The organism is Sphingomonas sp. DC5200-1, from assembly GCF_049897245.1.
In the GTDB taxonomy this organism is placed as follows: domain Bacteria; phylum Pseudomonadota; class Alphaproteobacteria; order Sphingomonadales; family Sphingomonadaceae; genus Sphingomonas; species Sphingomonas aquatilis.
The window spans coordinates 460,421-484,844 of sequence record NZ_JAFCVW010000003.1 but is presented as its reverse complement, the minus strand read 5'-3'; the positions used below and the strand labels follow the sequence as shown (position 1 = coordinate 484,844).

At 66.6% G+C, this 24,424-nt stretch carries 21 protein-coding genes; 18 read left to right on the top strand and 3 right to left on the bottom strand.

Translation table 11 applies throughout. The annotated features are described in order from the left end of the window. The first annotated feature begins 153 nt into the window (after positions 1–153). The 14 genes from rimP (at position 154) to ACP7A3_RS08390 (ending at position 16,340) form a co-directional block, all read left to right on the top strand. Positions 154–723, top strand: a complete 570-nt coding sequence (rimP, locus tag ACP7A3_RS08455) for a ribosome maturation protein RimP (RefSeq protein ID WP_043059732.1) — start codon at positions 154–156, stop codon at positions 721–723. Between the two features lies 1 nt (position 724). Beyond that, entirely contained in the window at positions 725–2,344 is a 1,620-nt protein-coding gene (nusA, locus tag ACP7A3_RS08450; protein ID WP_426256127.1) for a transcription termination factor NusA, read from the top strand. Continuing rightward, positions 2,344–2,574, top strand: a complete 231-nt coding sequence (locus ACP7A3_RS08445) for a tautomerase family protein (RefSeq protein ID WP_017977699.1) — start codon at positions 2,344–2,346, stop codon at positions 2,572–2,574. Before nusA ends, ACP7A3_RS08445 begins: the two co-directional genes overlap by 1 nt. 213 nt (positions 2,575–2,787) lie before the next feature. Then, the gene (locus ACP7A3_RS08440) at positions 2,788–3,510 is read left to right on the top strand and encodes a DUF448 domain-containing protein (protein WP_426256128.1); all 723 of its coding nucleotides are present in this window, start codon (positions 2,788–2,790) and stop codon (positions 3,508–3,510) included. Further along, positions 3,507–6,356 carry a translation initiation factor IF-2 gene (gene infB / locus ACP7A3_RS08435; protein WP_426256129.1) on the top strand — a complete coding sequence of 950 codons (2,850 nt, stop codon included), beginning with the start codon at positions 3,507–3,509 and terminating at the stop codon, positions 6,354–6,356. Before ACP7A3_RS08440 ends, infB begins: the two co-directional genes overlap by 4 nt. Positions 6,357–6,507: 151 nt before the next feature. Then, positions 6,508–6,906, top strand: coding sequence for a 30S ribosome-binding factor RbfA (gene rbfA / locus ACP7A3_RS08430; protein ID WP_426256130.1), 399 nt, complete (start codon positions 6,508–6,510; stop codon positions 6,904–6,906). Between the two features lie 105 nt (positions 6,907–7,011). Further along, a complete protein-coding gene (locus ACP7A3_RS08425) occupies positions 7,012–7,764 on the top strand; it encodes a hypothetical protein (protein ID WP_426256131.1) in 753 nt (250 codons plus the stop codon). Beyond that, entirely contained in the window at positions 7,764–8,342 is a 579-nt protein-coding gene (locus ACP7A3_RS08420; RefSeq protein WP_426256132.1) for a thymidine kinase, read from the top strand. The genes ACP7A3_RS08425 and ACP7A3_RS08420 overlap by 1 nt, the downstream gene beginning before the upstream one ends. Positions 8,343–8,501: 159 nt before the next feature. Then, positions 8,502–9,191 (top strand): site-2 protease family protein, encoded by a 690-nt coding sequence (locus ACP7A3_RS08415; RefSeq protein WP_017977693.1) that lies wholly within the window; start codon positions 8,502–8,504, stop codon positions 9,189–9,191. Further along, positions 9,191–10,198: a tRNA pseudouridine(55) synthase TruB gene (truB, locus tag ACP7A3_RS08410; RefSeq protein ID WP_426256133.1), complete on the top strand. Its 1,008-nt coding sequence runs from the start codon at positions 9,191–9,193 to the stop codon at positions 10,196–10,198. Before ACP7A3_RS08415 ends, truB begins: the two co-directional genes overlap by 1 nt. 16 nt (positions 10,199–10,214) lie before the next feature. After that, complete coding sequence (gene rpsO / locus ACP7A3_RS08405) at positions 10,215–10,484, top strand: 30S ribosomal protein S15 (RefSeq protein WP_017977691.1); 270 nt, start codon at positions 10,215–10,217, stop codon at positions 10,482–10,484. Between the two features lie 226 nt (positions 10,485–10,710). Next, entirely contained in the window at positions 10,711–13,092 is a 2,382-nt protein-coding gene (gene pnp, locus ACP7A3_RS08400) for a polyribonucleotide nucleotidyltransferase (protein ID WP_426256134.1), read from the top strand. A 220-nt stretch (positions 13,093–13,312) separates the two neighbouring features. Continuing rightward, the gene (locus ACP7A3_RS08395; protein ID WP_294214908.1) at positions 13,313–13,489 is read left to right on the top strand and encodes a hypothetical protein; all 177 of its coding nucleotides are present in this window, start codon (positions 13,313–13,315) and stop codon (positions 13,487–13,489) included. A gap of 349 nt (positions 13,490–13,838) precedes the next feature. After that, positions 13,839–16,340 (top strand): TonB-dependent receptor, encoded by a 2,502-nt coding sequence (locus ACP7A3_RS08390; RefSeq protein WP_426256135.1) that lies wholly within the window; start codon positions 13,839–13,841, stop codon positions 16,338–16,340. Positions 16,341–16,512: 172 nt separating this feature from the next. On the opposite strand, the gene ACP7A3_RS08385 is transcribed toward ACP7A3_RS08390, so the two are convergent. Then, positions 16,513–17,877, bottom strand: a complete 1,365-nt coding sequence (locus ACP7A3_RS08385) for a sensor histidine kinase (RefSeq protein WP_426256136.1) — start codon at positions 17,875–17,877, stop codon at positions 16,513–16,515. Between the two features lie 3 nt (positions 17,878–17,880). Further along, entirely contained in the window at positions 17,881–18,555 is a 675-nt protein-coding gene (locus ACP7A3_RS08380) for a response regulator transcription factor (RefSeq protein ID WP_017977685.1), read from the bottom strand. 236 nt (positions 18,556–18,791) lie between these two features. On the opposite strand from ACP7A3_RS08380, the gene ACP7A3_RS08375 reads away from it, so the two are divergent. Both ACP7A3_RS08375 and ctrA read left to right on the top strand, forming a co-directional pair. Next, a complete protein-coding gene (locus tag ACP7A3_RS08375) occupies positions 18,792–19,904 on the top strand; it encodes an AI-2E family transporter (RefSeq protein WP_043060618.1) in 1,113 nt (370 codons plus the stop codon). Between the two features lie 120 nt (positions 19,905–20,024). Then, positions 20,025–20,720, top strand: a complete 696-nt coding sequence (gene ctrA, locus ACP7A3_RS08370) for a response regulator transcription factor CtrA (protein WP_020486368.1) — start codon at positions 20,025–20,027, stop codon at positions 20,718–20,720. A gap of 82 nt (positions 20,721–20,802) precedes the next feature. Here the strand turns inward: ctrA and ACP7A3_RS08365 are convergent, their stop codons facing one another. Then, positions 20,803–22,464 (bottom strand): amidohydrolase, encoded by a 1,662-nt coding sequence (locus ACP7A3_RS08365; protein WP_426256137.1) that lies wholly within the window; start codon positions 22,462–22,464, stop codon positions 20,803–20,805. 56 nt (positions 22,465–22,520) lie between these two features. Here ACP7A3_RS08365 and ACP7A3_RS08360 point away from each other — a divergent pair, with 56 nt between their 5' ends. Beyond that, on the top strand, positions 22,521–23,762 hold the full coding sequence (locus tag ACP7A3_RS08360; protein ID WP_426256138.1) for a threonine ammonia-lyase: 1,242 nt from the start codon (positions 22,521–22,523) through the stop codon (positions 23,760–23,762). Positions 23,763–23,847: 85 nt separating this feature from the next. Next, positions 23,848–24,378: a hypothetical protein gene (locus ACP7A3_RS08355; protein ID WP_426256139.1), complete on the top strand. Its 531-nt coding sequence runs from the start codon at positions 23,848–23,850 to the stop codon at positions 24,376–24,378. The last annotated feature ends 46 nt before the right edge of the window (positions 24,379–24,424 follow it).

Below are 24,424 nucleotides of genomic sequence, written 5' to 3'. Positions count from 1 at the left end.
GTGCAGCGAACGCACGGGCCCGCACGATGGATGCTTGTTTCTATTCGGGGGCCGGCGTATATAGCCGCTGCCTTCTCTAACATCGTCAGGTGAAAGAGGCTGCGGGGGACCCCTTCCGCGGCGGCGAACACGCATATCTGTTTTGGAGCCCGCATGGCGGACATCGCCCTTCTGACCGCATTGATCGAACCCGAAGCCAAAGCGCTGGGTTTCGACCTCGTGCGCGTGAAGATGTTCGGCGGCAAATCCGACCCCACGCTCCAGATCATGGCCGAACGGCCCGACACCGGCCAGCTGACGATCGACGATTGCGCCGATCTGTCGCGCCGCATCTCGGACGTGCTCGACGCGCTGGAGGCCGAGGGCAAGGATCCGATCGAGGACGCCTATCGCCTCGAAGTGTCGTCGCCCGGCATCGACCGGCCGCTCACCCGCCCGCAGGATTACGTCAATTGGGCGGGGCACGAGGCGAAGGTGACGCTGGTCGAGAAGATCGATAACCGCAAGATCCTGACCGGCGACCTGGTCGGGATCGACGGCGACAAGGTCACGATCGACGTGCGCGGCTATCAGCCGATGACCGTCGGACTCGACCAGATCCACGATGCGAAGCTGACGATCACCGATCGCCTGCTCGCCGCCACCGCACCGCTTTCGAGCGAAGGCGCGGACGAATTCGAAGAAACAGACGACACCGACGCATCCAACGAAGGACAGCAGTAAGATGGCCACCGTCGCCACCGCCAACCGCGCGGAACTGATCGCGATCGCCAATTCGGTCGCATCGGAAAAGATGATCGACAAGAGCATCGTGATCGAGGCTCTGGAGGAAGCGATCCAGCGCGCGGCCAAGACCCGCTACGGCATCGAGAACGACATCCGTGCGAAGCTCGACCCGCAGACCGGCGACCTGCGCCTGTGGCGCGTCGTCGAGGTGGTCGAGGCGGTCGACGATTATTTCAAGCAGGTCGACGTCAATCAGGCGCAGAAGCTGCAGAAGGGCGCGACCGTCGGCGACTATATCGTCGATCCGCTGCCCCCGATCGAATTCGGCCGCATCCAGGCGCAGGCGAGCAAGCAGATCATCTTCCAGAAGGTCCGCGACGCCGAGCGCGAGCGCCAGTATGAAGAGTTCAAGGACCGCCAGGGCGAGATCATCACCGGCGTCGTCAAGCGCGTCGAGTTCGGCCATATCGTCGTCGACCTGGGCCGCGCGGAAGGCGTCATCCGCCGCGACCAGCAGATCCCGCGCGAAGTGGTGCGCGTCAACGACCGCATCCGGTCGCTGATCCTCAACGTCCGCCGCGAGAACCGCGGGCCGCAGATCTTCCTCAGCCGAGCGCACCCCGACTTCATGAAGAAGCTGTTCGCGCAGGAAGTGCCGGAAATCTACGACGGCATCATCACCATCCAGGCGGCGGCTCGCGACCCCGGCTCGCGCGCGAAGATCGGCGTCATCAGCCGCGATTCGTCGATCGACCCGGTCGGCGCCTGCGTGGGCATGAAGGGCAGCCGCGTCCAGGCCGTCGTGCAGGAAATGCAGGGCGAAAAGATCGACATCATCCCCTGGTCGCCCGACACCGCAACCTTCGTCGTCAACGCGTTGCAGCCCGCTTCGGTCAGCCGCGTCGTGATCGACGAGGAAGAGGACCGGATCGAGGTGGTCGTGCCCGACGACCAGCTCAGCCTCGCCATCGGCCGCCGCGGCCAGAACGTCCGCCTCGCCAGCCAGCTGACCGGCAAGGCGATCGACATCCTGACCGAGGCCGATGCGAGCGAAAAGCGCCAGAAGGAATTCGTCCAGAATTCCGAGATGTTCCAGAACGAACTGGACGTCGACGAGACGCTGGCGCAGCTGCTGGTCGCCGAAGGCTTCGGCGCGCTGGAAGAGGTCGCCTATGTCGAGCTCGACGAACTGGCCGGCATCGAGGGCTTCGACGAGGACCTGGCGCAGGAACTGCAGAGCCGTGCGCAGGAAGCGCTCGACCGCCGCGAGGCCGCGGCGCGTGACGAACGTCGTGCGCTGGGCGTCGAGGACGCGCTCGCCGACATGCCGTACCTGACCGAAGCGATGCTGGTCACGCTCGGCAAGGCGGGCATCAAGACGCTCGACGACCTTGCCGACCTCGCGACCGACGAACTGGTCGAGAAGAAGCGCGCCGAGCCGCGTCGCCGCAACGAGGACGCGCCCAAGCGCCCCGAACCGAAGGGCGGCATCCTCGCCGAATACGGTCTCAGCGACGAGCAGGGCAACGAGATCATCATGGCCGCGCGCCAGCATTGGTTCGAGGACGAAGCGCCTGCGACCGCCGATGCCGACGCGTCGGAGGGTGAGGAGGCCTGATGCCCTTCGTCTCGATCCGACTGGCCGGCTCCGCGACCAAGGAGCAGAAGGCAGGGGTCGTCGCGGACGTGACGGCCAGCCTCGTCACGCGCCTCGGCAAGAATCCGGCCGCGGTCCAGATCGTGATCGAGGAAGTGTCGACGGAGAATTACGGTGCCGGCGGTCAGCTGATCGCCGACCGCGATGCGCCCCAAGTGCGGGAGGACGCTGATGCGGTTCCCTCGCAATGAGACGCTGACGGTTCAACGACGCTTTGTGAGGGGCGACTCGTTCGCCCTTCCCTATCCGTCATCCCCGCGCAGGGACCCCATCGAAGTATTACTTCGATGGGGCCCTAGGCGGGGATCCAGACTGGCTGACGTTGCGACTCGGTCGCTGACGGTGGCGCGTCTGGATTCCCGCCTTCGCGGGAATGACGAACCGTTTGTAGCGGAGGTGGCGGCATGACCGACCCCATCCGCAAATGCATCCTGACGCAGGACCGCGACGTGCGCGATAACCTCGTGCGACTCGCCATCGCGCCGGACGGACAGGTGCTGCCCGACGTGCGTGCCAAGGCCCCCGGCCGCGGCGCGTGGATCGGCGTGACCCGCGCCGAACTGGAGGAGGCGATCGCCAAGAAGCGCCTGCGCGGTGCGCTGGCGCGGGCGTTCAAGGGCGCCGAGCTCGTGATCCCTGACGACCTGCCCGCGCGCATCGCCAGCGCACTCGAACGCAACGCGCTCGACCGGCTCGGCCTCGAATCGCGCTCCGGCCTGCTGCTGACCGGATCGGAAAAGATCGAGACGGCGGCACGATCGGGCCAGCTCCACGCGCTCTATCATGCGGCCGATGCCGGCACCGACGGCAACCGCAAGCTCGATCAGGCGTGGCGGATCGGATCCGATCGCGAAGGCTCTGCCGTCAGGGGCTTGGTATTGCCGGTCTCGCGCACCATATTGTCGTTGGCGCTGGGCCGCGAAAATGTGGTACACATCGCCCTGACCGACCGCGCTGCCGCCGCGCGGGTGAGCGACGCGCTCGACCGCTGGCTGCATTTTATCGGACCTGAACCCACTCCCGTGCCTTGCGAAACGGCCCCGCAAGGCGCATCGGCGCACCGGTTATCCGGCGCCGAACCCGGCGGGACGCGACCGGCCGTAGACGTGAACGAGGAATTTGAGTGAGCGACACCGACAACGATAAGCCGAAACTTGGCATGCGCGCGCCCCTGGGGCTGAAGCGCACGGTCGAGACCGGCCAGGTGAAGCAGAGCTTCAGCCATGGCCGGTCCAATACGGTGATCGTGGAAACGAAGAAGCGGCGCGTGCTGGGCCGCCCGGGCGAGGCACAGGCTGCGCCCGAGCAGCCGGTGCAGGCGCCCGTCGCCGCACCGACTCCGGCTCCGGCGGCCCCCGCCCCGCGCCCGGCGCCGTCGAACGAGACACCGCAGGAGCGCCAGGCCCGCATGCTGCGCGAGGCTGAAGACCAGCGCATGCACGCGCTGGAAGACGCGCGTCGCCGCGAAGAGGCCGCGCGTGCGCAGGCGCTCGAGGACGAACGCCAGCGCGCCGCCGAAAAGGCCGCCGCTGCGGCGGCAGCCGCCGCCGCTCCCCCGGCTGCGCCCGAGCCCACGCCCGCGCCCGAGCCGGTTGCGCCTGCCGCAGCCGCCCCGGCAGCTCCCGCCGCGCCGACCGTGACCGTGCCGACCCCGGCCGGCCGCGGCTTCCGCCCGGTCGAGCGACCCGTGCCGCCGACGCCGGTCGAGGAACCCGTTGCGGCGCCCGAACCGACGCCGGCCCCCACGCCCGCGCCGGCCCCCACTCCGGCTCCGGCTCCGGTGGTCGCGCAGCCTGCGCCGCGTCCGGCGGCACCCGCCCCGGCGCCTGCGCCGACGGTGGAACTCGGCCGCGATCCGTCGCTTCCCGCGCCGCGTCGCTTCTCGCCAGTCGCACGTCCCGAAATTCCCAAGCCGCAGCCCAAGCCGGCGCCGGCGCCCGCGCCCGCAGCGGCTCCGGCCGCGAGTGCGTCGGGCAGCAGCGCCTCGGGTGGCGTCAACCGCAACCTGCCTTCGGGTCAGGCGACGCCGCGCAACGCGCCGCCGAGCCGTCCGACGCAGCGCGACCGCAAGGGCGACGAGCGTCGTGGCGGCAAGCTGACCGTCAACCGCGCGCTGGGCGACGATGGTGCGCGCAGCCGCAGCCTCGCCGCGCTGAAGCGCGCGCGCGAAAAGGAAAAGCGTCACTTCGGCGGCCCGCGTGAAGCGCAGCCCAAGCAGATCCGCGACGTGCAGGTGCCCGAGGCGATCACCGTCCAGGAACTCGCCAACCGTATGGCGGAAAAGGGCGCCGACCTCGTCAAGACGCTGTTCAAGATGGGCATGCCCGTCACGATGACGCAGACGATCGACCAGGATACGGCCGAGCTGCTGGTGACCGAATTCGGCCACAACATCGTCCGCGTCTCCGACAGCGACATCGATCTGGCGATCGACACGGTCGAGGATGCCGAAGAGGCGATGAAGCCGCGTCCCCCGGTCGTCACAATCATGGGTCACGTCGATCACGGCAAGACCAGCCTGCTTGACGCGCTGCGCGGTACCGACGTGGTGCGCGGCGAAGCCGGCGGCATCACGCAGCATATCGGCGCCTATCAGGTCACGCTGAAGGACAAGTCGAAGATCACCTTCCTCGACACGCCGGGCCACGAGGCGTTCACGCAGATGCGTGCGCGCGGCGCGGACGTCACGGATATCGTGGTGCTGGTGGTCGCGGCCGACGACGGGCTGATGCCGCAAACGATCGAGGCGATCAACCACACCAAGGCGGCCGGCGTGCCGATGATCGTGGCAATCAACAAGATCGACAAGTACGAGGCCAATGCCCAGCGCGTGCGCGAGCGCCTGCTGGAGCATGAGGTGGTGGTCGAGGAAATGGGCGGCGACGTCCAGGACGTCGAAGTCTCCGCGCTCAAGAAGACCGGCCTCGACGAGCTGATCGAGAAAATCCAGCTGCAGGCCGAACTGCTCGAACTGCGCGCCAACCCCGACCGCCCGGCCGAGGGCACGGTGATCGAGGCGAAGCTCGACAAGGGCCGCGGCCCGGTCGCGACGATCCTGGTCAACCGCGGCACGCTGAAGGTCGGCGACGTCTTCGTCATCGGCGCGGAGAGCGGCAAGGTCCGCGCGCTGGTCGACGACAAGGGCCGTCAGGTAAAGCAGGCCGGTCCGGCGATGCCGGTCGAGGTGCTCGGCATCTCGGGCGTGCCCTCGGCGGGCGATCCGCTGCAGGTCGTCGAGAACGAGGCGCGCGCCCGCGAGGTCGCCGAATATCGTCAGGGCGTGCTGACGCAGAAGCGCACCACGACCGCGCCGGCGAGTCTCGAGAGCATGTTCTCGGCGCTGAAGGCCAATGCGGCGAAGGAATATCCGCTCGTCGTCAAGGCCGATACGCAGGGCACCGTCGAGGCGATCGTCGCGTCGATCAACAAGATCTCGACCGATCTCATCAAGGCTCGCGTGCTGCATTCGGGTGTCGGCGGCATCACCGAAAGCGACGTGACGCTGGCGGGTGCCAGTGGCGCGCCCATCATCGGCTTCAACGTCCGTGCCAATGCCAAGGCACGCGAGATCGCCGATCGGCAGAAGGTGGCGCTCAAGTATTACGACGTCATCTACGACCTGATCGACGAGATCCGCGCCGGCATGGCGGGCGAGCTCGGGCCGGAAGCGTTCGAAACCGTTGTCGGTCGTGCGGAAATCCGCGAGGTCTTCTCGGCGGGCAAGCACGGCAAGGCCGCGGGTCTGCTGGTCGTCGAAGGCGTCATCCGCAAGGCGCTCAAGGCCCGCATCACGCGCAACGACGTCATCATCTACCAGGGTGAGATCGCGTCGCTGCGCCGCTTCAAGGACGATGTCGCCGAGGTCCGCGCGGGTCTGGAATGCGGTGTGACGTTCACGCAGAACTTCACCGACATCAAGGCCGGCGATTTCCTCGAAACGTTCGAAGTCGAGATGCGCGAACGCACCCTCTAACCCTGACGTCCCTCTCCCTTTGGGGGAGGGAGGGAGCTGCCGCAGGCAGCGGAAGGGTGAGGGTGGCAATGGCACCGGCCGTCACCCTCACCCTCCCACCGCCTGACGGCGGCGGGCCCCTCCCTCTCCCGGCGGGAGAGGGGTTGGAGGCATGATGAACAAAGACCCCCAGGAAAAATCGGTTCGCACGCTGCGCGTCGGCGAACAGGTGCGCCACGTGCTGTCGGAGATCCTCCAGCGCGGTGACGTGCATGACGAAACGCTGGCCAAGCACATGGTCAGCATCACCGAAGTGCGCATGTCCCCCGATCTGCGCCACGCAACCGTCTTCGTGAAGCCGCTGCTCGGCAAGGACGAGGAGGCGGTGCTGAAGGCGCTGCGCACCAACACCGCCTATCTGCAACGCGAAGTCGCGCACCGCATCCAGAACAAATACGCCGCCAAGCTGAAGTTCCTCGCCGACGAAAGCTTCGACGAAGGCAGCCACATCGACCAGCTGCTCCGCCGGCCGGAAGTGGCACGCGATCTGGGCGACGCGGGCGAGGATTGACGGCTAGACGGCGGCAGGTCACGTTGGTGCACGATGGCGACCGTCATCACGTAGGCGGACGGCCGAATGCTACCGCCGGATCGCCCTACATGCGCCAGTGGTTCAATGCTCGAGGTGTCGGTGGGACGGAAGGGCAAAGCGTATCGGGTTCGCACGGCCGTTAGGCGCCATGGTCTATGGCTTTGCGCGCTCACCATCATAACGGCACTCAGCCAGGCGTCGTTCGTCCAAGCGCAGATCGGTGCGCTGACCACCAACTGCAAATCCAGCGGGTTCAATCGCACCAAGACCGTCTATCAATTCGTTGCGACATGCCGCGGTCGGGCGCCATCCCCGGATGGCAGCTTGGTTATTGTCCAGCGGGCATATCAAGATCGCCAGCCGCCGATCGAGCTTCAGGATTCGCGCGGCAAGATACTCGCGCGTCTGAGCTCCCTGTCCGATGATATGCCGTTCACGGTGCTCTGGTCGCCGGATGCCCACTGGCTTGCAGTGAACCATCATGTCGGTTCGTTCATGGATGAGCTTGAGCTCTTTGAAATCGTCGACCGCCGGGTCGTGCGACGCCGTCAGCTTGTCACAGCAGCGAAACGGCAGGCAGTTAGTCGGTTCCGCTGCCTTACTCCGGACGCCGTCCTACCATCGGCGATGCGCTGGTCGAAGGACAGCCGGCATCTCATGATCGTTACGATCAGTTCGTCCTACGCCTGTAGCGAGAACGCAAAGGCCGGCGACTGGTGGCCGCTGTGGATGATCGGCGACGTCGCTACGGGGCGGATCGCCCCCCAGTCCGTGAGGGTGGATAAGGCAGAAGGTGCTTTACAGGAACCTCGCGATCCCCTGTACCGCCGCTTCTGATGGCCAAGCTCTATTTCTACTACGCCTCGATGAATGCGGGGAAGTCGACGACGCTGTTGCAGGCGGACTTCAACTACCGCGAGCGGGGGATGGAGACGATGCTGTTCACCGCGGCGGTGGACGATCGCTTTGCGCACGGCACGATCACCAGCCGCATCGGGCTAGAGGCACCAGCGACGCCGTTCGAGGGCACGACCGACCTCGCCGCCTGCGTCGCGGATCGGCTGACGCGCGGCCCGCTCGCCTGCGTGCTGGTCGACGAGGCGCAATTCCTCTCCGCCGCCCAGGTCGCGCAACTGGCGCATATCTGCGACGTGCTCAACGTGCCGGTGCTCGCTTATGGCCTGCGGACCGATTTCCAGGGGCGGTTGTTCGAAGGATCGGCGCGGCTGCTCGCGATCGCGGATGCGCTCATCGAGATCAAATCGGTGTGCGTATGCGGGCGCAAGGCGACGATGAACCTGCGTGTCGATGGCGAGGGTCGCGCCATCGCCGAGGGCGCGCAGACCGAGATCGGCGGCAACGATCGCTATATCGCATTGTGCCGGCGGCATTTTTCGGAGGCATTGGGCACATAATCCCCTGTTCGTCATCCCGGCGCACGCCGGGATCCATGGTTCCGGTGCCGCAAACAAGGGCGAGCTGCCATCGGCGTCACGCGTCCATGGATCCCGGCGTACGCCGGGATGACGAACAGGGAGTGGCGCTATCCCCTCTCCCGCGCCATATCGCGCGCCATGAACCCCGATAACATCGTCTACCGCACGGCCGTGTGGATCATCCCGCTCGTCATCGCGATCGTCTTTCACGAAGTTGCGCACGGCTGGATGGCGAAGTGGCTCGGCGATCCGACCGCCGCGGAGCGGAAACGGCTGAGCTTCAATCCGCTCCGCCACGTCGATCCGGTCGGCACGCTGATCCTGCCGCTCGGCCTCGCCATCGCGGGCGCGCCGGTGTTCGGATGGGCGAAGCCGGTGCCGGTCGTCGCGCAGCGCCTGCGCAACCCTCGATGGGGCATGGTCGCGGTGGCGCTCGCAGGGCCGGGCATGAACCTGATCCTCGCCACGATCGCCGCGATTCTGATCGGCACCGCGGTCGCGCTACTGCATGGCGCACAGCCGACCGGTGTTGCGGCGTTCGTCTTCGCGAACCTCGTCAACTTCCTGCTGGTCAACGTCTTCCTCGCGATCTTCAACCTGCTCCCCATGCCGCCGTTCGATGGCGGACATGTCGTCGAGGGTATCCTGCCCCGCCCGCTCGCGGCGCAATGGGCGAAGATCGGGCGGTTCGGCTTCCTGCTGCTGCTCTTCGTCCTCGTCGTCCTGCCGATGATCGCGCCCAAGGCGGATGTCGTCGGGCGGTTGGTCGGCCCGCCGGCCGATGCGGTGATCGGCCTGTTCCTGAAACTGGCGCAGGCGATCGGCTGATGCACGGCTGGATCATCGTCGACAAGCCGCTGGGGCTCGGCAGCACGCAGGTCGTCTCCGCGGTGAAGCGTGCGCTGCGCCAGGGGAGCTATGGCAAATTCAAGGTCGGCCATGGCGGCACGCTCGATCCGCTGGCGACCGGCGTGCTGCCGGTCGCGGTCGGCGAGGCGACGAAGCTTGCCGGGCGGATGCTCGACAGCGACAAAGTGTATGATTTCACCATCCGCTTCGGCGAGCAGACCGATACGCTGGATGCGGAAGGCGTGGGTGTAGCGACGTCGGACGTGCGGCCGACGCTGGCCGACGTGGAGGCGGTGCTGCCGCGCTTCACGGGCCCGATCAGCCAGGTGCCGCCGGCGTATTCGGCGCTGAAAGTTGACGGCGAGCGGGCCTACGATCTGGCGCGGGCGGGCGAGGAAGTGGTGCTCGCAAGCCGAAACGTAACGGTGCATGCCCTCCATTCCTCCCCCGCCAGGGGGAGGTGGCAGCGCGACGCGCTGACGGAGGGGGAGGATACGGCGAACGTCGCATCTGCGGACACGCCCCCTCCACCACTCGCCTGCGGCGAGCGGTCCCCCTCCCCCGCTGACGCGAGGGAGGAATTGCAGGACATCACCCTCACCGCGCATGTCTCCAAGGGCACCTATATCCGCTCCCTCGCCCGCGACATCGCGCTCGCGCTCGGCACGGTCGGCCACGTCACGATGCTCCGCCGCACCAAGGCCGGCCCGTTCACCCTCGCACCCGCGATAACGCTGGACAATCTGGCGGAAGCCGGTATGGGGCGCACCCTTGAACAGATACTCCTGCCGTTGAGGGCGGGGCTGGACGACATCCCGGCTCTACCCCTCACCCCCGATCAGGCAGGGGCGCTCCGTCAGGGGCGTGTTCTGACCGGGATCGCCACGGACGATGGCCCATACTTCGCATGCGACGGCAACACGCCGGTCGCGCTGGTATCGGTCGAGGACCATGAGGTCCGCGTCGTCCGCGTTTTCAATCTGTGATGTCGAGGATGAACACATGACCATTACCGCCGAGCGCAAGAACGAACTCGTCAAGGCTCACGCCCGCCAGGAAGGCGATACGGGTTCGCCGGAAGTCCAGGTCGCGATCCTGTCGGAGCGCATCAAGAACCTGACCGAGCACTTCAAGGGTCACAAGAAGGACAACCATTCGCGCCGCGGGCTGCTGATGATGGTCAACAAGCGGCGCTCGCTGCTCGACTATCTGCGCAAGACCGATGGCCAGCGGTATCTGGACCTGATCGCGAAGCTGGGTCTTCGCAAGTAACCCCCAGCGGGTGAAACGAGAGGGCGGCCTTCGGGTCGCCCTTTTCGTATATCCGTGCTATGGGCGCGCCACGCGTTTCACGAATACCGGCACGAGCCGGGTAAGCGGAAGACGGGCAATTCGGCCCCGATCCATCGGAGCGACAAGACGCTCCACACCGCGCGAGCCGGCTTAGCTCGCAGATAGGCCCCCCGACGCATTTGGCGTGGGGAGTGAAGGAAAATACATGTTCAATGCCAAGAAGGTATCGATCGAGTGGGGCGGCCAGACGCTCACCCTCGAAACGGGCAAGGTCGCCCGCCAGGCCGACGGCGCGGTGATCGCGACGCTCGGCGAGACGGTGGTGCTCTGCGCCGTGACCGCCGCCAAGTCGGTGAAGGAAGGGCAGGATTTCTTCCCGCTCACCGTCCACTACCAGGAAAAGTTTTCGGCTTCGGGCCGCATCCCCGGCGGCTTCTTCAAGCGCGAGCGTGGCGCGACCGAGCGTGAAACGCTGGTCAGCCGCCTGATCGACCGTCCGATCCGCCCGCTGTTCCCCGAAGGCTTCTACAACGAGATCAACTGCATCGCGCAGGTTCTGTCGTATGACGGCGAGAACGAGCCCGATCTGCTGGCGATGATCGCAGCCTCGGCCGCGATGACGCTGTCGGGCGTGCCCTTCATGGGCCCGATCGGCGCAGCGCGCGTCGGCTACAAGGACGGCGAATACGTCCTCAACCCGTCGGATGCCGACGTGCTGACCGGCGAGCTCGACCTGATGGTCGCCGCGACGCATGACGCGGTCATGATGGTCGAATCCGAAGCCAAGGAGCTGTCGGAAGACGTCATGCTCGGCGCGGTGATGTTCGCGCACAAGGCGTCGCAGCAGGTGATCGACGCGATCATCGACCTCGCCGAACAGGCCGCCAAGGAGCCCTGGGAACTCAAGGTCCAGGCCGACAGCGCAGGCGTGAAGGCCAAGCTGAAGAAGCTGATCGGCAAGGACCTGGAGGCGGCCTATAAGCTGACCGACAAGCAGGCTCGCCAGACGGCGATTAACGACGCGCGCGCCAAGGCCCGCGACGGCATGGCCGACCTGAAGGACAGCGATCCGCAGGCGTATCTCGCCAGCCTGAAGCTGGTGAAGAAGCTGGAAGCCGACATCGTCCGCACCGCGATCCTGAAGACGGGCCGCCGCATCGACGGCCGTACCACGACGCAGATCCGCCCGATCGAATCGGAAGTCCACTTCCTGCCGCGTGCGCACGGTTCGGCGCTGTTCACGCGTGGCGAAACGCAGACGATCGCGACCACCACGCTCGGCACCCGCGACGCGGAGCAGATGATCGACGGCCTCAACGGCCTGTCGTACCAGAACTTCATGCTCCACTATAACTTCCCGCCCTATTCGGTCGGTGAAGTCGGCCGCTTCGGTGCGCCGGGTCGTCGCGAAGTCGGTCACGGCAAGCTCGCCTGGCGCGCGCTGCACCCGGTGCTGCCGTCGAAGGAAGAATTCCCCTACACGATCCGCGTCACGTCGGACATCACCGAGTCGAACGGCTCGTCGTCGATGGCCACCGTCTGCGGCGGTTCGCTGTCGATGATGGACGCGGGCGTGCCGCTGAAGCGCCCCGTCTCGGGCATCGCGATGGGCCTGATCCTGGAAGGCAAGGACTTCGCCGTCCTGTCGGACATCCTGGGCGACGAGGATCACCTCGGCGACATGGACTTCAAGGTCGCCGGCACCAGCGAGGGCATCACCGCGCTGCAGATGGACATCAAGATCTCGGGCATCACCGAAGAGATCATGAAGGTCGCCCTGAAGCAGGCCCACGAAGGCCGCGCGCACATCCTCAATGAAATGGCGAAGGCGCTGGGCGAGACCCGTTCGGAGCTGTCGGCGCACGCGCCGCGCATCGAAACCTTCACGATCGACAAGTCGAAGATCCGCGAAGTGATCGGCACCGGCGGCAAGGTGATCCGCGAGATCGTTGCCACCACGGGCGCCAAGGTCGACATCGACGACGAGGGCGTCATCAAGGTGTCGTCGTCGGATTCGTCGCAGATCGAAGCCGCGATCAAGTGGATCAAGGGCCTGGTCGAAGAGGCCGAGGTCGGCAAGATCTACGACGGCAAGGTCGTCAACCTGGTCGATTTCGGCGCGTTCGTGAACTTCATGGGCGGCAAGGACGGTCTCGTCCACGTCAGCGAGATCAAGAACGAGCGCGTCGAGAAGGTCTCGGACGTCCTCAGCGAAGGCCAGCAGGTCAAGGTGAAGGTCCTCGAGATCGATCCGCGCGGCAAGGTTCGCCTGTCGATGCGCGTCGTCGATCAGGAAACCGGCGCCGAACTGGAAGACACGCGTCCGGCGCGCGAACCGCGTGAAGGCGGCGACCGTGGCAGCCGTGGCCCGCGCGGCGACCGTGGCGATCGCGGCGACCGTGGTCCCCGTCGTGACGGCGGCGATCGTGGCGGCGACCGCGGCGATCGCGGCCCGCGCCGTGACCGTGGCCCCCGCGGCGAAGGCGGCGACCGCGACGGTGGGCGTGGCCCGCGTAACGGCGGCGGCAACGACGACGGCCCTGCGCCCGAATTTGCGCCGGCCTTCCTGACCGGCGATCGCGACTGATCGTCAGCCAACGGCTGATGGAATGGGGGGTTCGGCAGCGATGCCGGGCCCCCTTTTCGTTTGGAGACCGATCGGTTTGTGTGCCGTTCGAGAGCCGCGGCGCCGGCCCGGGGCGGATTGATGCAGATGAAGGCGAAACGCGCCCTATCATGCTAAAAGGTCATGGCTTGTGACGCGTTGCCCGTTGGCGACAAGCATCACCCCAATGAGGGAGGCCTTCATGCCGACTCATGCCGAAACCCAATTCTATATCCACCGCGAGCGCCAGGAACGCGCGCTCGCCGACCGCACGCCAAACAGCGACGGACGCCGCGTCCACCTCGACATGGCCCGACGCTACGCCAAGCTGATCGCCGAGGGAGAGGCGCAGGAGGCCGTCGACCGACGTCCGTCCTGACACCCCGGCCCCAGCATTTGCCGATATCGGCAGCATCGTTCCGCTGACCTTTGCGATCGCCAGCAGCGAGGAGCAGCGGGTCTTCGCTGCCCTCGACATGCGGTCGCCCCCAAAACTGCGCGTCGGTCCGCCGCGATCGTCAACCGCCCCGTTCGGGGAACCCCAAGGCTTCGCATGGATTATGCCGACCCGGAGCCAAATCGTCACCACGGCGTGGCCCCGTTCCGAAAATGACACCAAGATGAATTCCCGCTCGCCGGCGGCGTCATCGAATCGCAACACGCCCGCCACAGCCCGGCGGTAGGCGCGCCCCAGGAAGGCACATTGCCTCGAAGGGGAATATTTCGTCATGATGAAGATGTCCGGCAGCCGCGCGCTGCTGATGATCGGCGTCGCCGCATCCGCCCTCGCCGCCGCACCGGCGTTCGCCGCCGATGCCGCCAAGGCGACCGCCACCACCGCGCCGGCCGCCGATCCTACGCCCGCCACGGACCCGACCCCCGCGGCCGAGCCGGACCAGCTGCAGGACATCGTCGTCACCGCGACCAAGCGCGAAACCAACCTGCAGAAGACGCCGATCGCGATCAGCGTGCTCGATCCCGAAGCGATCAAGGACCGCCACGTCCAGAGCCTGCTCGACCTGGGTGACGGCGCGGTGCCCAGCTTGCGCGTCGCCACGTTCGAAGCGCGCCAGTCGGCGCTGACGATCGGTATCCGCGGCATCGTGCCGTTCGACCAGAACCAGACCGCGCGTGATTCGGGCGTCGGCGTCTATATCGACGGCGTCTACCTCGGCCGCTCGCAGGGCCTGAACGCCGCGCTGTTCGACGTGCAGCGCATCGAAGTGCTGCGTGGCCCGCAGGGCACGCTGTTCGGTCGCAACACCGAAGGCGGCGCGCTCAGCATCGTCACCAAGGCGCCCACCGGGGAATTCGGTGGCCGCGTCACCGCAGGCTTCGGCAATTACGGCGCGCGCAACGGCGAAGCGCATATCGACCTGCCCGAATATCAGAACATCTCGATCAAGCTGGACGGCGTGTACCAGCATCAGGATGCGACGACGCGCAACCCGCTCGCCGGCCAGCTCGGCTGGAATGCCTATGACCGCGTCGGCGGCCGCATCGCCGCGCGCTGGAAGCCGACCGACAGCTTCACCGCCGACGTCGCCTTCGACAAGGCGCGTGACGAGAACACGCCGTTCTTCAGCCAGCTGATCAACTACAACCCGCTGGGCCGCACCGTCGGCGTGCTCGACCGCACCACCAACCGCATCGTCCTGCCGGGCAGCGCGGCCGGCGCGCCCACCTGCCTGTCGAGCACGATCTCAGCCACCACCTGCATCGCGCCGCTGCCCGCGCTGGTCGGCGTCCACCCGAACCGCCAGAGCGTCGCCGACGTCGGCGTGCCGCAGCAGTACAGCGTCGACAAGACGCAGGGCGTCAGCGCGACGCTGTCGTACAAGGTCGATCCGGCGATCACGCTGAAGTCGATCACCGCCTGGCGCCGCGTGGCGACCAACCAGTGGGACAATTCGGGCGGTCCGGAGCGCGTCGCCTACGCCCCCAACGGCAAGTTCAGCCGCTACAGCCTGTCGGATCTGTACCAGAGCCAGTTCAGCCAGGAATTCCAGGCGATCGGCAGCGTCGACCAGCTCGACTGGGTCGCCGGCCTCTATTATTTCAACGAACAGGCCCGCGAATCCGCCGCGACGCCCTCGTCGAACCAGTGGAACGCCGACGGCACCGCCTACACCATCCTGCCCTCGCAGGTGTTCGGCACGATCAGCTCGTCCAACCAGGGCTGGGACTATAACTCCCGCTTCCTGCAGCGCGCCAGCGTCGCCCGCACCCGCAGCTATGCCGCGTACGGCCAGGCGACCTGGACCCCCGCCGCGGCAGAGATGCTGCACCTGACGGTCGGCGGCCGCTATTCGAAGGACAAGCGTAACGGCACGCTGTACCTCGTGTCGGGCGTCCCCACCAATTACGTGCTGAACTACGATCGCGGGCGGTTCGACCCGATGGTGACGCTGGCCGCCGATGCGGCGCCCGGCATCAACCTATACGCCAAATATTCGAGCGGCTTCCGCGCCGGTGGCGCCAACGACCGCTCGTCGAACTTCGGCGCGTTCGGCCCGGAATCGGTGAAGGCCTATGAAATCGGCGCGAAGACCGACTTCCTGAACCACAAGGTGCGCGTGAACGTCGCGGGCTATATCATGGACCGCAAGAACACGCAGATCGACTTCGACAACGTCGATACCAACCAGTTCCTGCCGGGCACCACCATCGCCAACCCGAACTTCAACCTGCACACCGAAAATACGGCGAATGCGCCGGGCACGTCGAAGATCCGCGGTATCGAACTGGACGTCAGCGCGCGCCCGATCGACAGCCTGACGCTGACCGCCTCCTACGCTTACACCTACACCAAGGTGCCCGCGACAGCGAACCCGAACCCGGGCCCGACCTTCGGCGTGCTGACGCAGGTCTACACCGTCTACACGCCGCCGCACGCGGCATCGGCGGCGATCGATTACGATCTGCCGATCGGCACGGGCAGCACGCATGCGCGCTTCCACCTCGACGCCAATTATGCGGCGCCGCAGTATAGCTTCCAGTCGGAAAGCGTGAAGACCGACTCGAGCTTCATCGTGAACGGCCGCATCGCGCTGGCGGACATCCCGCTGAGCGCACAGGGCCAGAAGGCGACGCTGTCGCTCTGGTCGCGCAACCTGCTCAACGAACAGCATATCTATCGCCGTTCGGACGCGAACATCGCGGTGCTGGGCTCGTATGCGAACTTCAACCCGCCGCGCACGATCGGTCTGGAAGGATCGGTGAACTTCTAAGCGGCCGACAGGTCCAACTGCGTAGGGGCGGTGCCGGCGACGGCGCCGCCCCTTTCGTTTGGACTCCGACAGACGTCAGCCCACCGAAGGTTGGGATCTCCGTGCAATGAGGCGCAGCAGAAAACGCGAGGGCCCCCAGCCTCCGCCGGGGCGACGGTACTGTCGGGATCGATCACCCAGTCAGCGGCACGCTCAACACCACGCGCAGGCCCGGCGCCGCATCCTCCAGCGACAGCTCGCCATGATGCAGCCGCGCGATCGCCGCGGCGAGCGGCAGGCCCAACCCAAACCCGCCGGTCGACCGGCTCGCATCCAGCCGGCCGAAGCGCCGCAGCGCGGTGGCGCGATCCACCGCGGCGATGCCGGGGCCGTTATCGGCCACGCGGACGATCGCCTGCCCCCGCACCGCCACGGCCGACAGCGTGATGCGCGTGCCCGGCGGCGTATGACGCACGGCATTGACGATCAGATTGACCAGCACCTGCGTCAGCAACTGGCGATCGGCGTGGACGGGCAGCGCGGCGACGGGGTCGCAGACCAAGACATGCGCGTCGTCCTCGACCACCGGCGCCATCATCTCACCGACCTCCGCCACGAGTTCGCCCAGGTCGAAGCGCGCAAAGCCCGCGCGCCGCGCGCCACCCTCCACCTCGGCGATGCGCAGGATCGCAGCGAACATGCCCAGGATCGTGTCGCTCTGCGCGATCGCCGCGGCCAGGCCGTCGCGCATCGCCGGCGTCTCGGCACGGCGTTCGAGCTGCACGAGCTGGCCACGCAGGCGCGCGAGCGGGCTGCGCAGGTCATGCGCGATATCGCTCGACACTTCGGCAATCCCGCGCATCAGCTCGGCAATCCGGTCGAGCATGGCGTTGAAGGCGTGCGCCTGCGCATCGAACGCGCCGCCATCGCCCTCGGTCGGCACGCGGCGCTGCATGTCGCCATCGACGATCGCCGCCGCGGTCGCGCGCATGGCGCCAATGCGCCGCTCGACGAGCCGCGAAAACATGACGAGCCCCAGTCCGACGACCAGCAGGATCGATCCGAAACCGGCTAAATAGCTGCGCAGCCGCGCCGTGCCCGAATCGTCGAACGGCTCGGTCTCGGCGATCATCGTCAGCCGCCGCCCATCGCCGACGTCACCGGTGTAGGCGCGCCCTGCGGTCAGCCCCTTGATCCCGTCGTCGCTATGCAGCGAGCTGAAGCCGCGCGGCGGCACCTGACGCAACCGGATGTTGCCGCCGATCTGCCGCCCCTGCGCGTCGACCAGCATCGCGCCGATATCGCCCGTGTCGCGGTCGCTCGCCAGCATGCGCAGCCGCTCGACCAGCACCGGCGTCGGCATCGGTCGCTCGCCCTCGTGCGCGATCGCGTCGACCGCCGTGGCGATCCGCTGGTCGACCAGCTGGACGATCGCCCGACGCTGCGCGGTATAGATGGCGACGCCCGTGCCCAGCGTCGCCGCGATCATCGCCGCGACGAAGATCCAGGTCAGCGCCCGCAGCGATCGCGGCGCACGCAGCCGCCGGCTCCGCGGCATGCGTCAGCTGCGCAACAGATAGCCGACGCCGCGCATCGTCTGGATCGGATCGTCGCCGCCATGCGCCGTGAGCTTCTGGCGCAGGCGGCGGATGTAGACGTCGACCAGATTGGTGTCGGGCTCGAAATCGTACCCCCACACCCGCTCGATCAGCATCGCGCGCGTCAGCACCGTATCGGCGTTGCGCACCAATTCGGCGAGCAGCTTCAGCTCCAGCTTGGCGAGGTCGAGCGGCTTTTCGTCGCGCCACGCCCGGAAGCGCGACGGGCTGACCACGATATCGCCCGCGCGCAGCGTGTCGCTCGCCTCGCGCGTCCACTGCCGGCCGCGCACCACCGCCTGCAGCCGCGCGTGGAGTTCGGCCGCCTCGACCGGCTTGACGACATAATCGTCGGCGCCGGCGGCAAGGCCGCTGATCTTGTCGTCGGACTGGCCGCGCGCGCTCAGCATGATGACGGGCACCGATCGCGCGTCACCGCGCAGCCGCTCGAGCAGCGCGATGCCGTCCACCCGCGGCATCATCCGGTCGAGCACCACCGCATCGAACGCATCCTGATCGATCGCCGCCAGCGCCGCCCGCCCGTCGCTCGCGGTCGACAGCGCGTGGCCGAAGCCGGTCAGTTCATCCGCCAGCGAATCGGCCAGGACGGGGTCGTCATCAACCAGGAGGATCTTCATGGGGCTCGGGTCCGCTCGACGCTGTTACGTCCAAAGGGCTGCCGTGTCGGCGGATAAAGATCAAATGACAAAGGTGTAAGGTGTGTGCGGGCGGCGGTCGCGACGCCCCCGCATCGCCCACCTCCGTCACCCTGCAACCGGAACCGATCCGGCCCCACGGCAGTACTGCCCCCACCTCTTGTCCAGTGCCCCCCGATCCTGTCAGGATAGCCCATGTCCAGCGCCCCCCGCCCCGCGTGAACCGTCTCGCCCCCGATCCCGACGATGCGCGCTTCATCCGGCGCATCTTTTACGTCCTCATCATCGCGGCGGTCGCCGCGGCGCTGCTGCGCGCGGGCAATCTGCTGATCCTTGCTTTCGGGTCGATGCTGGGCGCGATCGCCATCCATGCGCTCGCCGACCTTTACCGCGATCACCTGCGCGTGTCGGACCGGACCGCCTTCTGCCTCGGCATGGCGACGGCCTATGGCGTCGTCGCGTTCCTCGTCTGGCTGTTCGGCGTGCAGTTCCGCGAGCAGGTCAACGTGCTCGTCACGCAATTGCCCAACCTGCTCGACCAGCTGGCCGCCTGGGCATCGCAAAGCCCGGTCGGCGCCAAGATCGTCGATGCCGTGCAGCAGGCCTATGCCGGGTCGAAGGCGGCGCAGGACGTCGGCGGGCTGGTGCAGGGCGCGGGCGAACTCATTCTCAACAGCATCCTGCTGCTCGTCGGTGCGGCCTTTTTCGCCGCCGATCCCGGCATCTACCAGCGCGGCTTCCTGTTCCTGATCCCGCCCTCGAAGCGCCCGGCGATCGAGGATGCTTTGTTCGACGTCGGCTCGACGCTGCGACTGTGGCTGCGTTCGTCGTTGATCCTGATGACGACGATGGGGCTGCTGATCGGCATCGGCCTGTGGATTTCGGGCGTGCCCTCCGCCGCCGCGCTCGGCCTGCTCGCCGGCCTGTCGGAATTCATTCCCTATGTCGGCCCCACGGCGGCGATGATCCCCGCGCTGGGCCTCGCCGCGACGCAGGGCAATGGCGCGCTGATCGGCGCGCTCGCCACCTATGCGATCGTCCGGCTGATCCAGACCAATTTCATCACCCCCTACGTCCAGGCGCGTGTCGTCTCGATCCCGCCGGCGATCACCGTCTTCGCGATCATCGGTATCGGCGTGATCTTCGGTATCTTCGGCCTATTCTTCTCGGCGGCGCTGCTGGTCGTGATCTTCACGTTGGTGCGCAGCCTGTATCTGCGCGAGGTGCTGGGCGAGGATATCCCGCGCAGCCGCCACCAGACGTTGCTCGGCCCCGACCTGACGCCGCACGATCCGGATGCCGATCCCGAGGCGGACGAGCGCAAATCGTAAAGATTGACGCCCGCACTTAATCCCGAATTAACCTTTTGCCTTCAGATGTCGTTTGGTTAATGAATCGGGGCGAGCCGCGAGCCAGGGGTGCTGGCGGCCTCGCCAACAGGGGACGACGCGATGCGGGTGTTGTTGATCGAGGACGAGCCGACCACGGCCAAGGCGATCGAGCTGATGCTCGGCACCGAGGGGTTCAACGTCTATACGACCGACCTTGGCGAGGAGGGCTTGGACCTCGGCAAGCTGTACGACTACGACATCATCCTGCTCGACCTCAACCTGCCGGACATGCACGGCTATGACGTGCTGAAGAAGCTGCGCGTCGCCCGCGTGACCACGCCGGTACTGATCCTCAGCGGCATCAACGAGATGGATAGCAAGGTACGCAGCTTCGGCTTCGGCGCCGACGATTACGTCACCAAGCCCTTCCATCGCGAAGAACTGATCGCCCGCATCCACGCGGTCGTCCGTCGTTCGAAGGGCCATTCGCAATCGGTCATCCGCACCGGCAAGCTCGCCGTCAATCTCGACGCCAAGACGGTCGAGGTCGATGGCGCGCGCGTGCATCTGACCGGCAAGGAATATGCGATGCTCGAGCTGCTCAGCCTCCGCAAGGGCACCACGCTGACCAAGGAAATGTTCCTGAACCACCTGTACGGCGGCATGGACGAACCCGAACTCAAGATCATCGACGTCTTCATCTGCAAGCTGCGCAAGAAGCTCAGCCTGGCGTGCGACGGCGAGAATTACATCGAGACCGTCTGGGGCCGCGGCTATGTGCTGCGCGAACCCGAAGAGGTCGTCGCGGTCGCCTGACCGCCCATTTTTACCCCTCCCCAGTATCCGGGAGTGAAGGGCCGCAGCATCGGGGGGTGCTGCGGCCCTTTTGGCGTGCGGCTTACTTCCGCTGCCACACCTTCTGGCCGCCGATCCACGTCTGTTCCACCTTGGTCGCGCGCAGGTCTGCGGGGGAGGCGAGCAGGGGGTCGCGATCGACGATGACGAAGTCCGCCTTCTGGCCGGGAGCGAGGCGGCCGAAGCGATCCTCGGCAAAGCCCGCATAGGCTGCGCCGCCGGTATAGGCCCACCACGCCTGTTCGCGCGTGATCGCCTCCTGCGGCTGCCAGCCGCCAAACGGCTGGCCGTCGGGACCCTGGCGCGTGAACGCCGCGGCCCAGCCGGTCCAGGGATCGGGCTTTTCGACGGGATAGTCCGATCCGAACGCCAGCTTCGCGCCGTTGCGCAGCATCGACGCCCAGGCATAGGCACCCGCCAGCCGCTGCGGCCCCAACCGCGCCTCCGCCATCAGTCGGTCGCTCGTCTCATGCACCGGCTGCATCGAGGCGATCGTGCCATATTTGCCGAAGCGCAGCAGGTCGACGGGGTCGACGATCTGCGCATGTTCGACGCGCCAGCGCCGGTCGCCCTTGTAGGTCTGCGCCATCTCGTCGATCGCATCCAGCACCTCGGCATTGGCGCGGTCGCCGATCGCATGCACCGCGACCTGGTAACCGTCCATCGCCGCGCGGCTCATCCGGTTGCGCAGCACGGTGTCGTTCATGAAGCCCGCGCCCGTCTGGCCCGGCGCATCAGCATAGGGCGCCTTCAGCCACGCGCCACGCGATCCCAGCGCGCCATCGGCGTAGAGCTTGACGCCAACCAGCTTCAGCCGGTCGTCGTACAGCCACGGCGTCGGCCCGGTGCCGCCGATCTGCACCGTCGTATCGACCCCCATGCCATAGCTCATGATGCGCACGCGCAGGCCGCCGAGGTCCGCGATCCGGCGATAGGTCAGCCAGTCGTCGATGCTCGTGCCCATGTCCGCGGTCGCGGTGACGCCATAGCCGAGCAAGATCTCCTGCGCCTTCAGGAAGGCGGCGTTGCGGTCCTTGCCCAGCGGCTGGGGCAGGATCTTCACCACCAGATCCTGTGCCGCATCGACGAACACGCCCGCGGGCTGCCCCCCCGGCCCCTTCTCGATCCGGCCGCCCGCGGGCGACACGCTCTTCGCGGTGACGCCGGCGGCCTTCAGCGCGGCGCTGTTGCCCCAGCCGGCATGGCCGTCGGCGCGCGCCAGCCACACCGGACGATCGCCGACCGCGGCATCCAGATCGGCGGTCGTCGGGAAGCGGCCCAGCCCCCAGGTCTCCTGATTCCAGCCGCCGCCGATGATCCAGGCCTTGTCAGGATTGTCGCGCGCATAAGCGGCGATCTTCATCTGCGCCTCGGCGAGGCTCTTCGTATCCGACAGGTCGAGTTCGAGCGCGCGGAAGCCCAGTTCCATCACATGGCCATGCGCGTCGATCATGCCGGGCAACAGATATTTGCCCTTCATGTCGGCCCGCCAGTCGAGCTTCTCCGGCCGTTTGTCCTTTGCCGACAGCAACCTGACGACGGCGCCCTGCGCATTGACCAGCATCGCCTGGAACCGGACGACCTTGCCGTCCTTGTCCAGCGTCATGCCGTTGACGTTATCGACCAGCCCGTCGGCCCCGGCCGCCTGCGAAGTCGCCAGAACCGCGGCCAGCGCCGCCACTATTGTCAAAGCCGATCGTGCCATAGCCTCAGCGCATAAGCGGTGTTCCCCCGCCGCACCAGATGGTCTAGCTCGGCGCCATGGCCACCAACCCTGCCGACACCGCCTCGCTCCCCGTCTCCATCGACGATGTGTACGCCGCCCACGCCCGCATTCGCGACGCGATCGTCCGCACGCCGACGCTGATCAGCAAGACGCTGAGCGAGATGACCGGCGCCACCGTGTTCCTGAAGTTCGAAAATCTGCAATTTACCGCGGCGTATAAGGAACGCGGCGCGCTCAACACGTTGCTGCAATTGTCGCCGGAGGCGCGCGCCAAGGGCGTCATCGCCGCCTCGGCCGGCAATCACGCGCAGGGCCTCGCCTATCATGCCAACCGCCTCGGCATCCCCGCGACGATCGTGATGCCGCGCACCACGCCGACGGTGAAGGTGACGCAGACCGAAGGCCACAAGGCCAAGGTGGTGCTCGAAGGCGACACGTTCGACGCCGCTTACGCCCATGCCCGCGTGCTGGAGGCGGAGTGCGGCTTCACCTTCGTCCACCCGTTCGATGATCCGCGCGTCATCGCGGGGCAAGGCACCGTCGCGGTCGAGATGCTGGAGGATGTGCCGAGCCTCGACACGCTACTGATCCCGATCGGCGGCGGCGGCCTCATCTCGGGCAACAGCGTCGTCGCGCGCGCCTCGGACCATCCGATCGAGGTCATCGGCGTGCAGGCCGAACTCTTCCCCTCGATGTACAATCGCATCCGCGGCACCGCGCTGCCCTGCGCCGGCGATACGCTCGCCGAGGGTATCGCGGTGAAGGAGCCGGGCGGCATCACCTCGCGCATGGTCGCCGAGCTGGTCGACGACATCGTGCTGGTCGGCGAGCGCAATCTGGAAGAGGCGGTCAGCCTTCTGCTCCAGATCGAAAAGACCGTGGTCGAGGGCGCCGGCGCCGCCGGCCTCGCCGCGCTGATGGCCTATCCGGAGCGGTTCAAGGGCCGCACCGTCGGCATCGTGCTATGCGGCGGCAACATCGATACGCGCCTGCTCGCCAACGTGCTGCTGCGCGACCTCGCCCGGTCGGGCCGGCTCGCCCGCCTGCGCGTGCGGCTACAGGACCAGCCCGGTGCACTCTACAACGTCGCGCGCATCTTCGACGCCCAGCGCGTCAACATCATCGAGGTGTACCATCAACGCATCTTCACCTCGTTGCCGGCGAAGGGCCTGATCACCGACATCGAATGCGAAGCCCGCGACCGCGACCACCTCAACCGCCTGATCGCCGCCCTGCGCGAAGGCGGCTTCGAGACGAGCATGGTGGAACAGGCGTAGGGGGCGATTGCGGCTGACTCAGGACAAAGGTAAGTATCGAATAGGTTGCCACGGAGCCGCCTGCGTCTGACCAAGAGCAAAAGCCATGATCGATGTGAGACCGCAACTCCTTGCTGGTGAAAATATCATTTGGGAAGGCGTGCCAAGTCGCGGTCTGATCCTCCGGCCAATAGACGTTTTCTTGATACCCTTTAGCCTCGTATGGGGCAGCTTTGCCATGCTCTGGAACAACGACGTGTGGAAGACCGACGCAGACCTTTCATTCAAACTGTTTGGACTTCCCTTCCTGTTCATTGGCCTTTACGTAACGATCGGCCGCTTTTTCGTCGACATCGCCATCAGACGAAACACATCATATTATGTGACGAACAGGCGCATCATCATCGCACGAGCATCCAATCTCAAGTCGTTGGATATCAAACGCCTACCCACTGTAGAATGGAGTGAGCGATCCGACGGATCAGGGACGATACGATTTGGCGCGTCTGAGGGATTTTTCAGCGGAGCGAACAACTTCGGCATCTGGCAACCCACGGCCGATACGACGCCGCAATTCATGCGGGTGCCACATGTTCGCTCATTGTATGAATTGATCCAAAGGCAGTCCGACAGCTGACTGCACTCTTGCCTAAGCGGGTCACACAAAAAGAGGGCCGCGCCGT

Bases quoted from the DNA above. Each gene is read 5' to 3' on its own strand.
- rimP (WP_043059732.1), top strand. From the start codon at position 154: ATGGCGGACATCGCCCTTCTGACCGCATTGATCGAACCCGAAGCCAAA.
- nusA (WP_426256127.1), top strand. From the start codon at position 725: ATGGCCACCGTCGCCACCGCCAACCGCGCGGAACTGATCGCGATCGCC.
- ACP7A3_RS08445 (WP_017977699.1), top strand. From the start codon at position 2,344: ATGCCCTTCGTCTCGATCCGACTGGCCGGCTCCGCGACCAAGGAGCAG.
- ACP7A3_RS08440 (WP_426256128.1), top strand. From the start codon at position 2,788: ATGACCGACCCCATCCGCAAATGCATCCTGACGCAGGACCGCGACGTG.
- rbfA (WP_426256130.1), top strand. From the start codon at position 6,508: ATGATGAACAAAGACCCCCAGGAAAAATCGGTTCGCACGCTGCGCGTC.
- ACP7A3_RS08425 (WP_426256131.1), top strand. From the start codon at position 7,012: ATGCTCGAGGTGTCGGTGGGACGGAAGGGCAAAGCGTATCGGGTTCGC.
- ACP7A3_RS08420 (WP_426256132.1), top strand. From the start codon at position 7,764: ATGGCCAAGCTCTATTTCTACTACGCCTCGATGAATGCGGGGAAGTCG.
- ACP7A3_RS08415 (WP_017977693.1), top strand. From the start codon at position 8,502: ATGAACCCCGATAACATCGTCTACCGCACGGCCGTGTGGATCATCCCG.
- truB (WP_426256133.1), top strand. From the start codon at position 9,191: ATGCACGGCTGGATCATCGTCGACAAGCCGCTGGGGCTCGGCAGCACG.
- rpsO (WP_017977691.1), top strand. From the start codon at position 10,215: ATGACCATTACCGCCGAGCGCAAGAACGAACTCGTCAAGGCTCACGCC.
- pnp (WP_426256134.1), top strand. From the start codon at position 10,711: ATGTTCAATGCCAAGAAGGTATCGATCGAGTGGGGCGGCCAGACGCTC.
- ACP7A3_RS08395 (WP_294214908.1), top strand. From the start codon at position 13,313: ATGCCGACTCATGCCGAAACCCAATTCTATATCCACCGCGAGCGCCAG.
- ACP7A3_RS08390 (WP_426256135.1), top strand. From the start codon at position 13,839: ATGATGAAGATGTCCGGCAGCCGCGCGCTGCTGATGATCGGCGTCGCC.
- ACP7A3_RS08385 (WP_426256136.1), bottom strand. From the start codon at position 17,877: ATGCCGCGGAGCCGGCGGCTGCGTGCGCCGCGATCGCTGCGGGCGCTG.
- ACP7A3_RS08380 (WP_017977685.1), bottom strand. From the start codon at position 18,555: ATGAAGATCCTCCTGGTTGATGACGACCCCGTCCTGGCCGATTCGCTG.
- ctrA (WP_020486368.1), top strand. From the start codon at position 20,025: ATGCGGGTGTTGTTGATCGAGGACGAGCCGACCACGGCCAAGGCGATC.
- ACP7A3_RS08365 (WP_426256137.1), bottom strand. From the start codon at position 22,464: ATGGCACGATCGGCTTTGACAATAGTGGCGGCGCTGGCCGCGGTTCTG.
- ACP7A3_RS08360 (WP_426256138.1), top strand. From the start codon at position 22,521: ATGGCCACCAACCCTGCCGACACCGCCTCGCTCCCCGTCTCCATCGAC.
- ACP7A3_RS08355 (WP_426256139.1), top strand. From the start codon at position 23,848: ATGATCGATGTGAGACCGCAACTCCTTGCTGGTGAAAATATCATTTGG.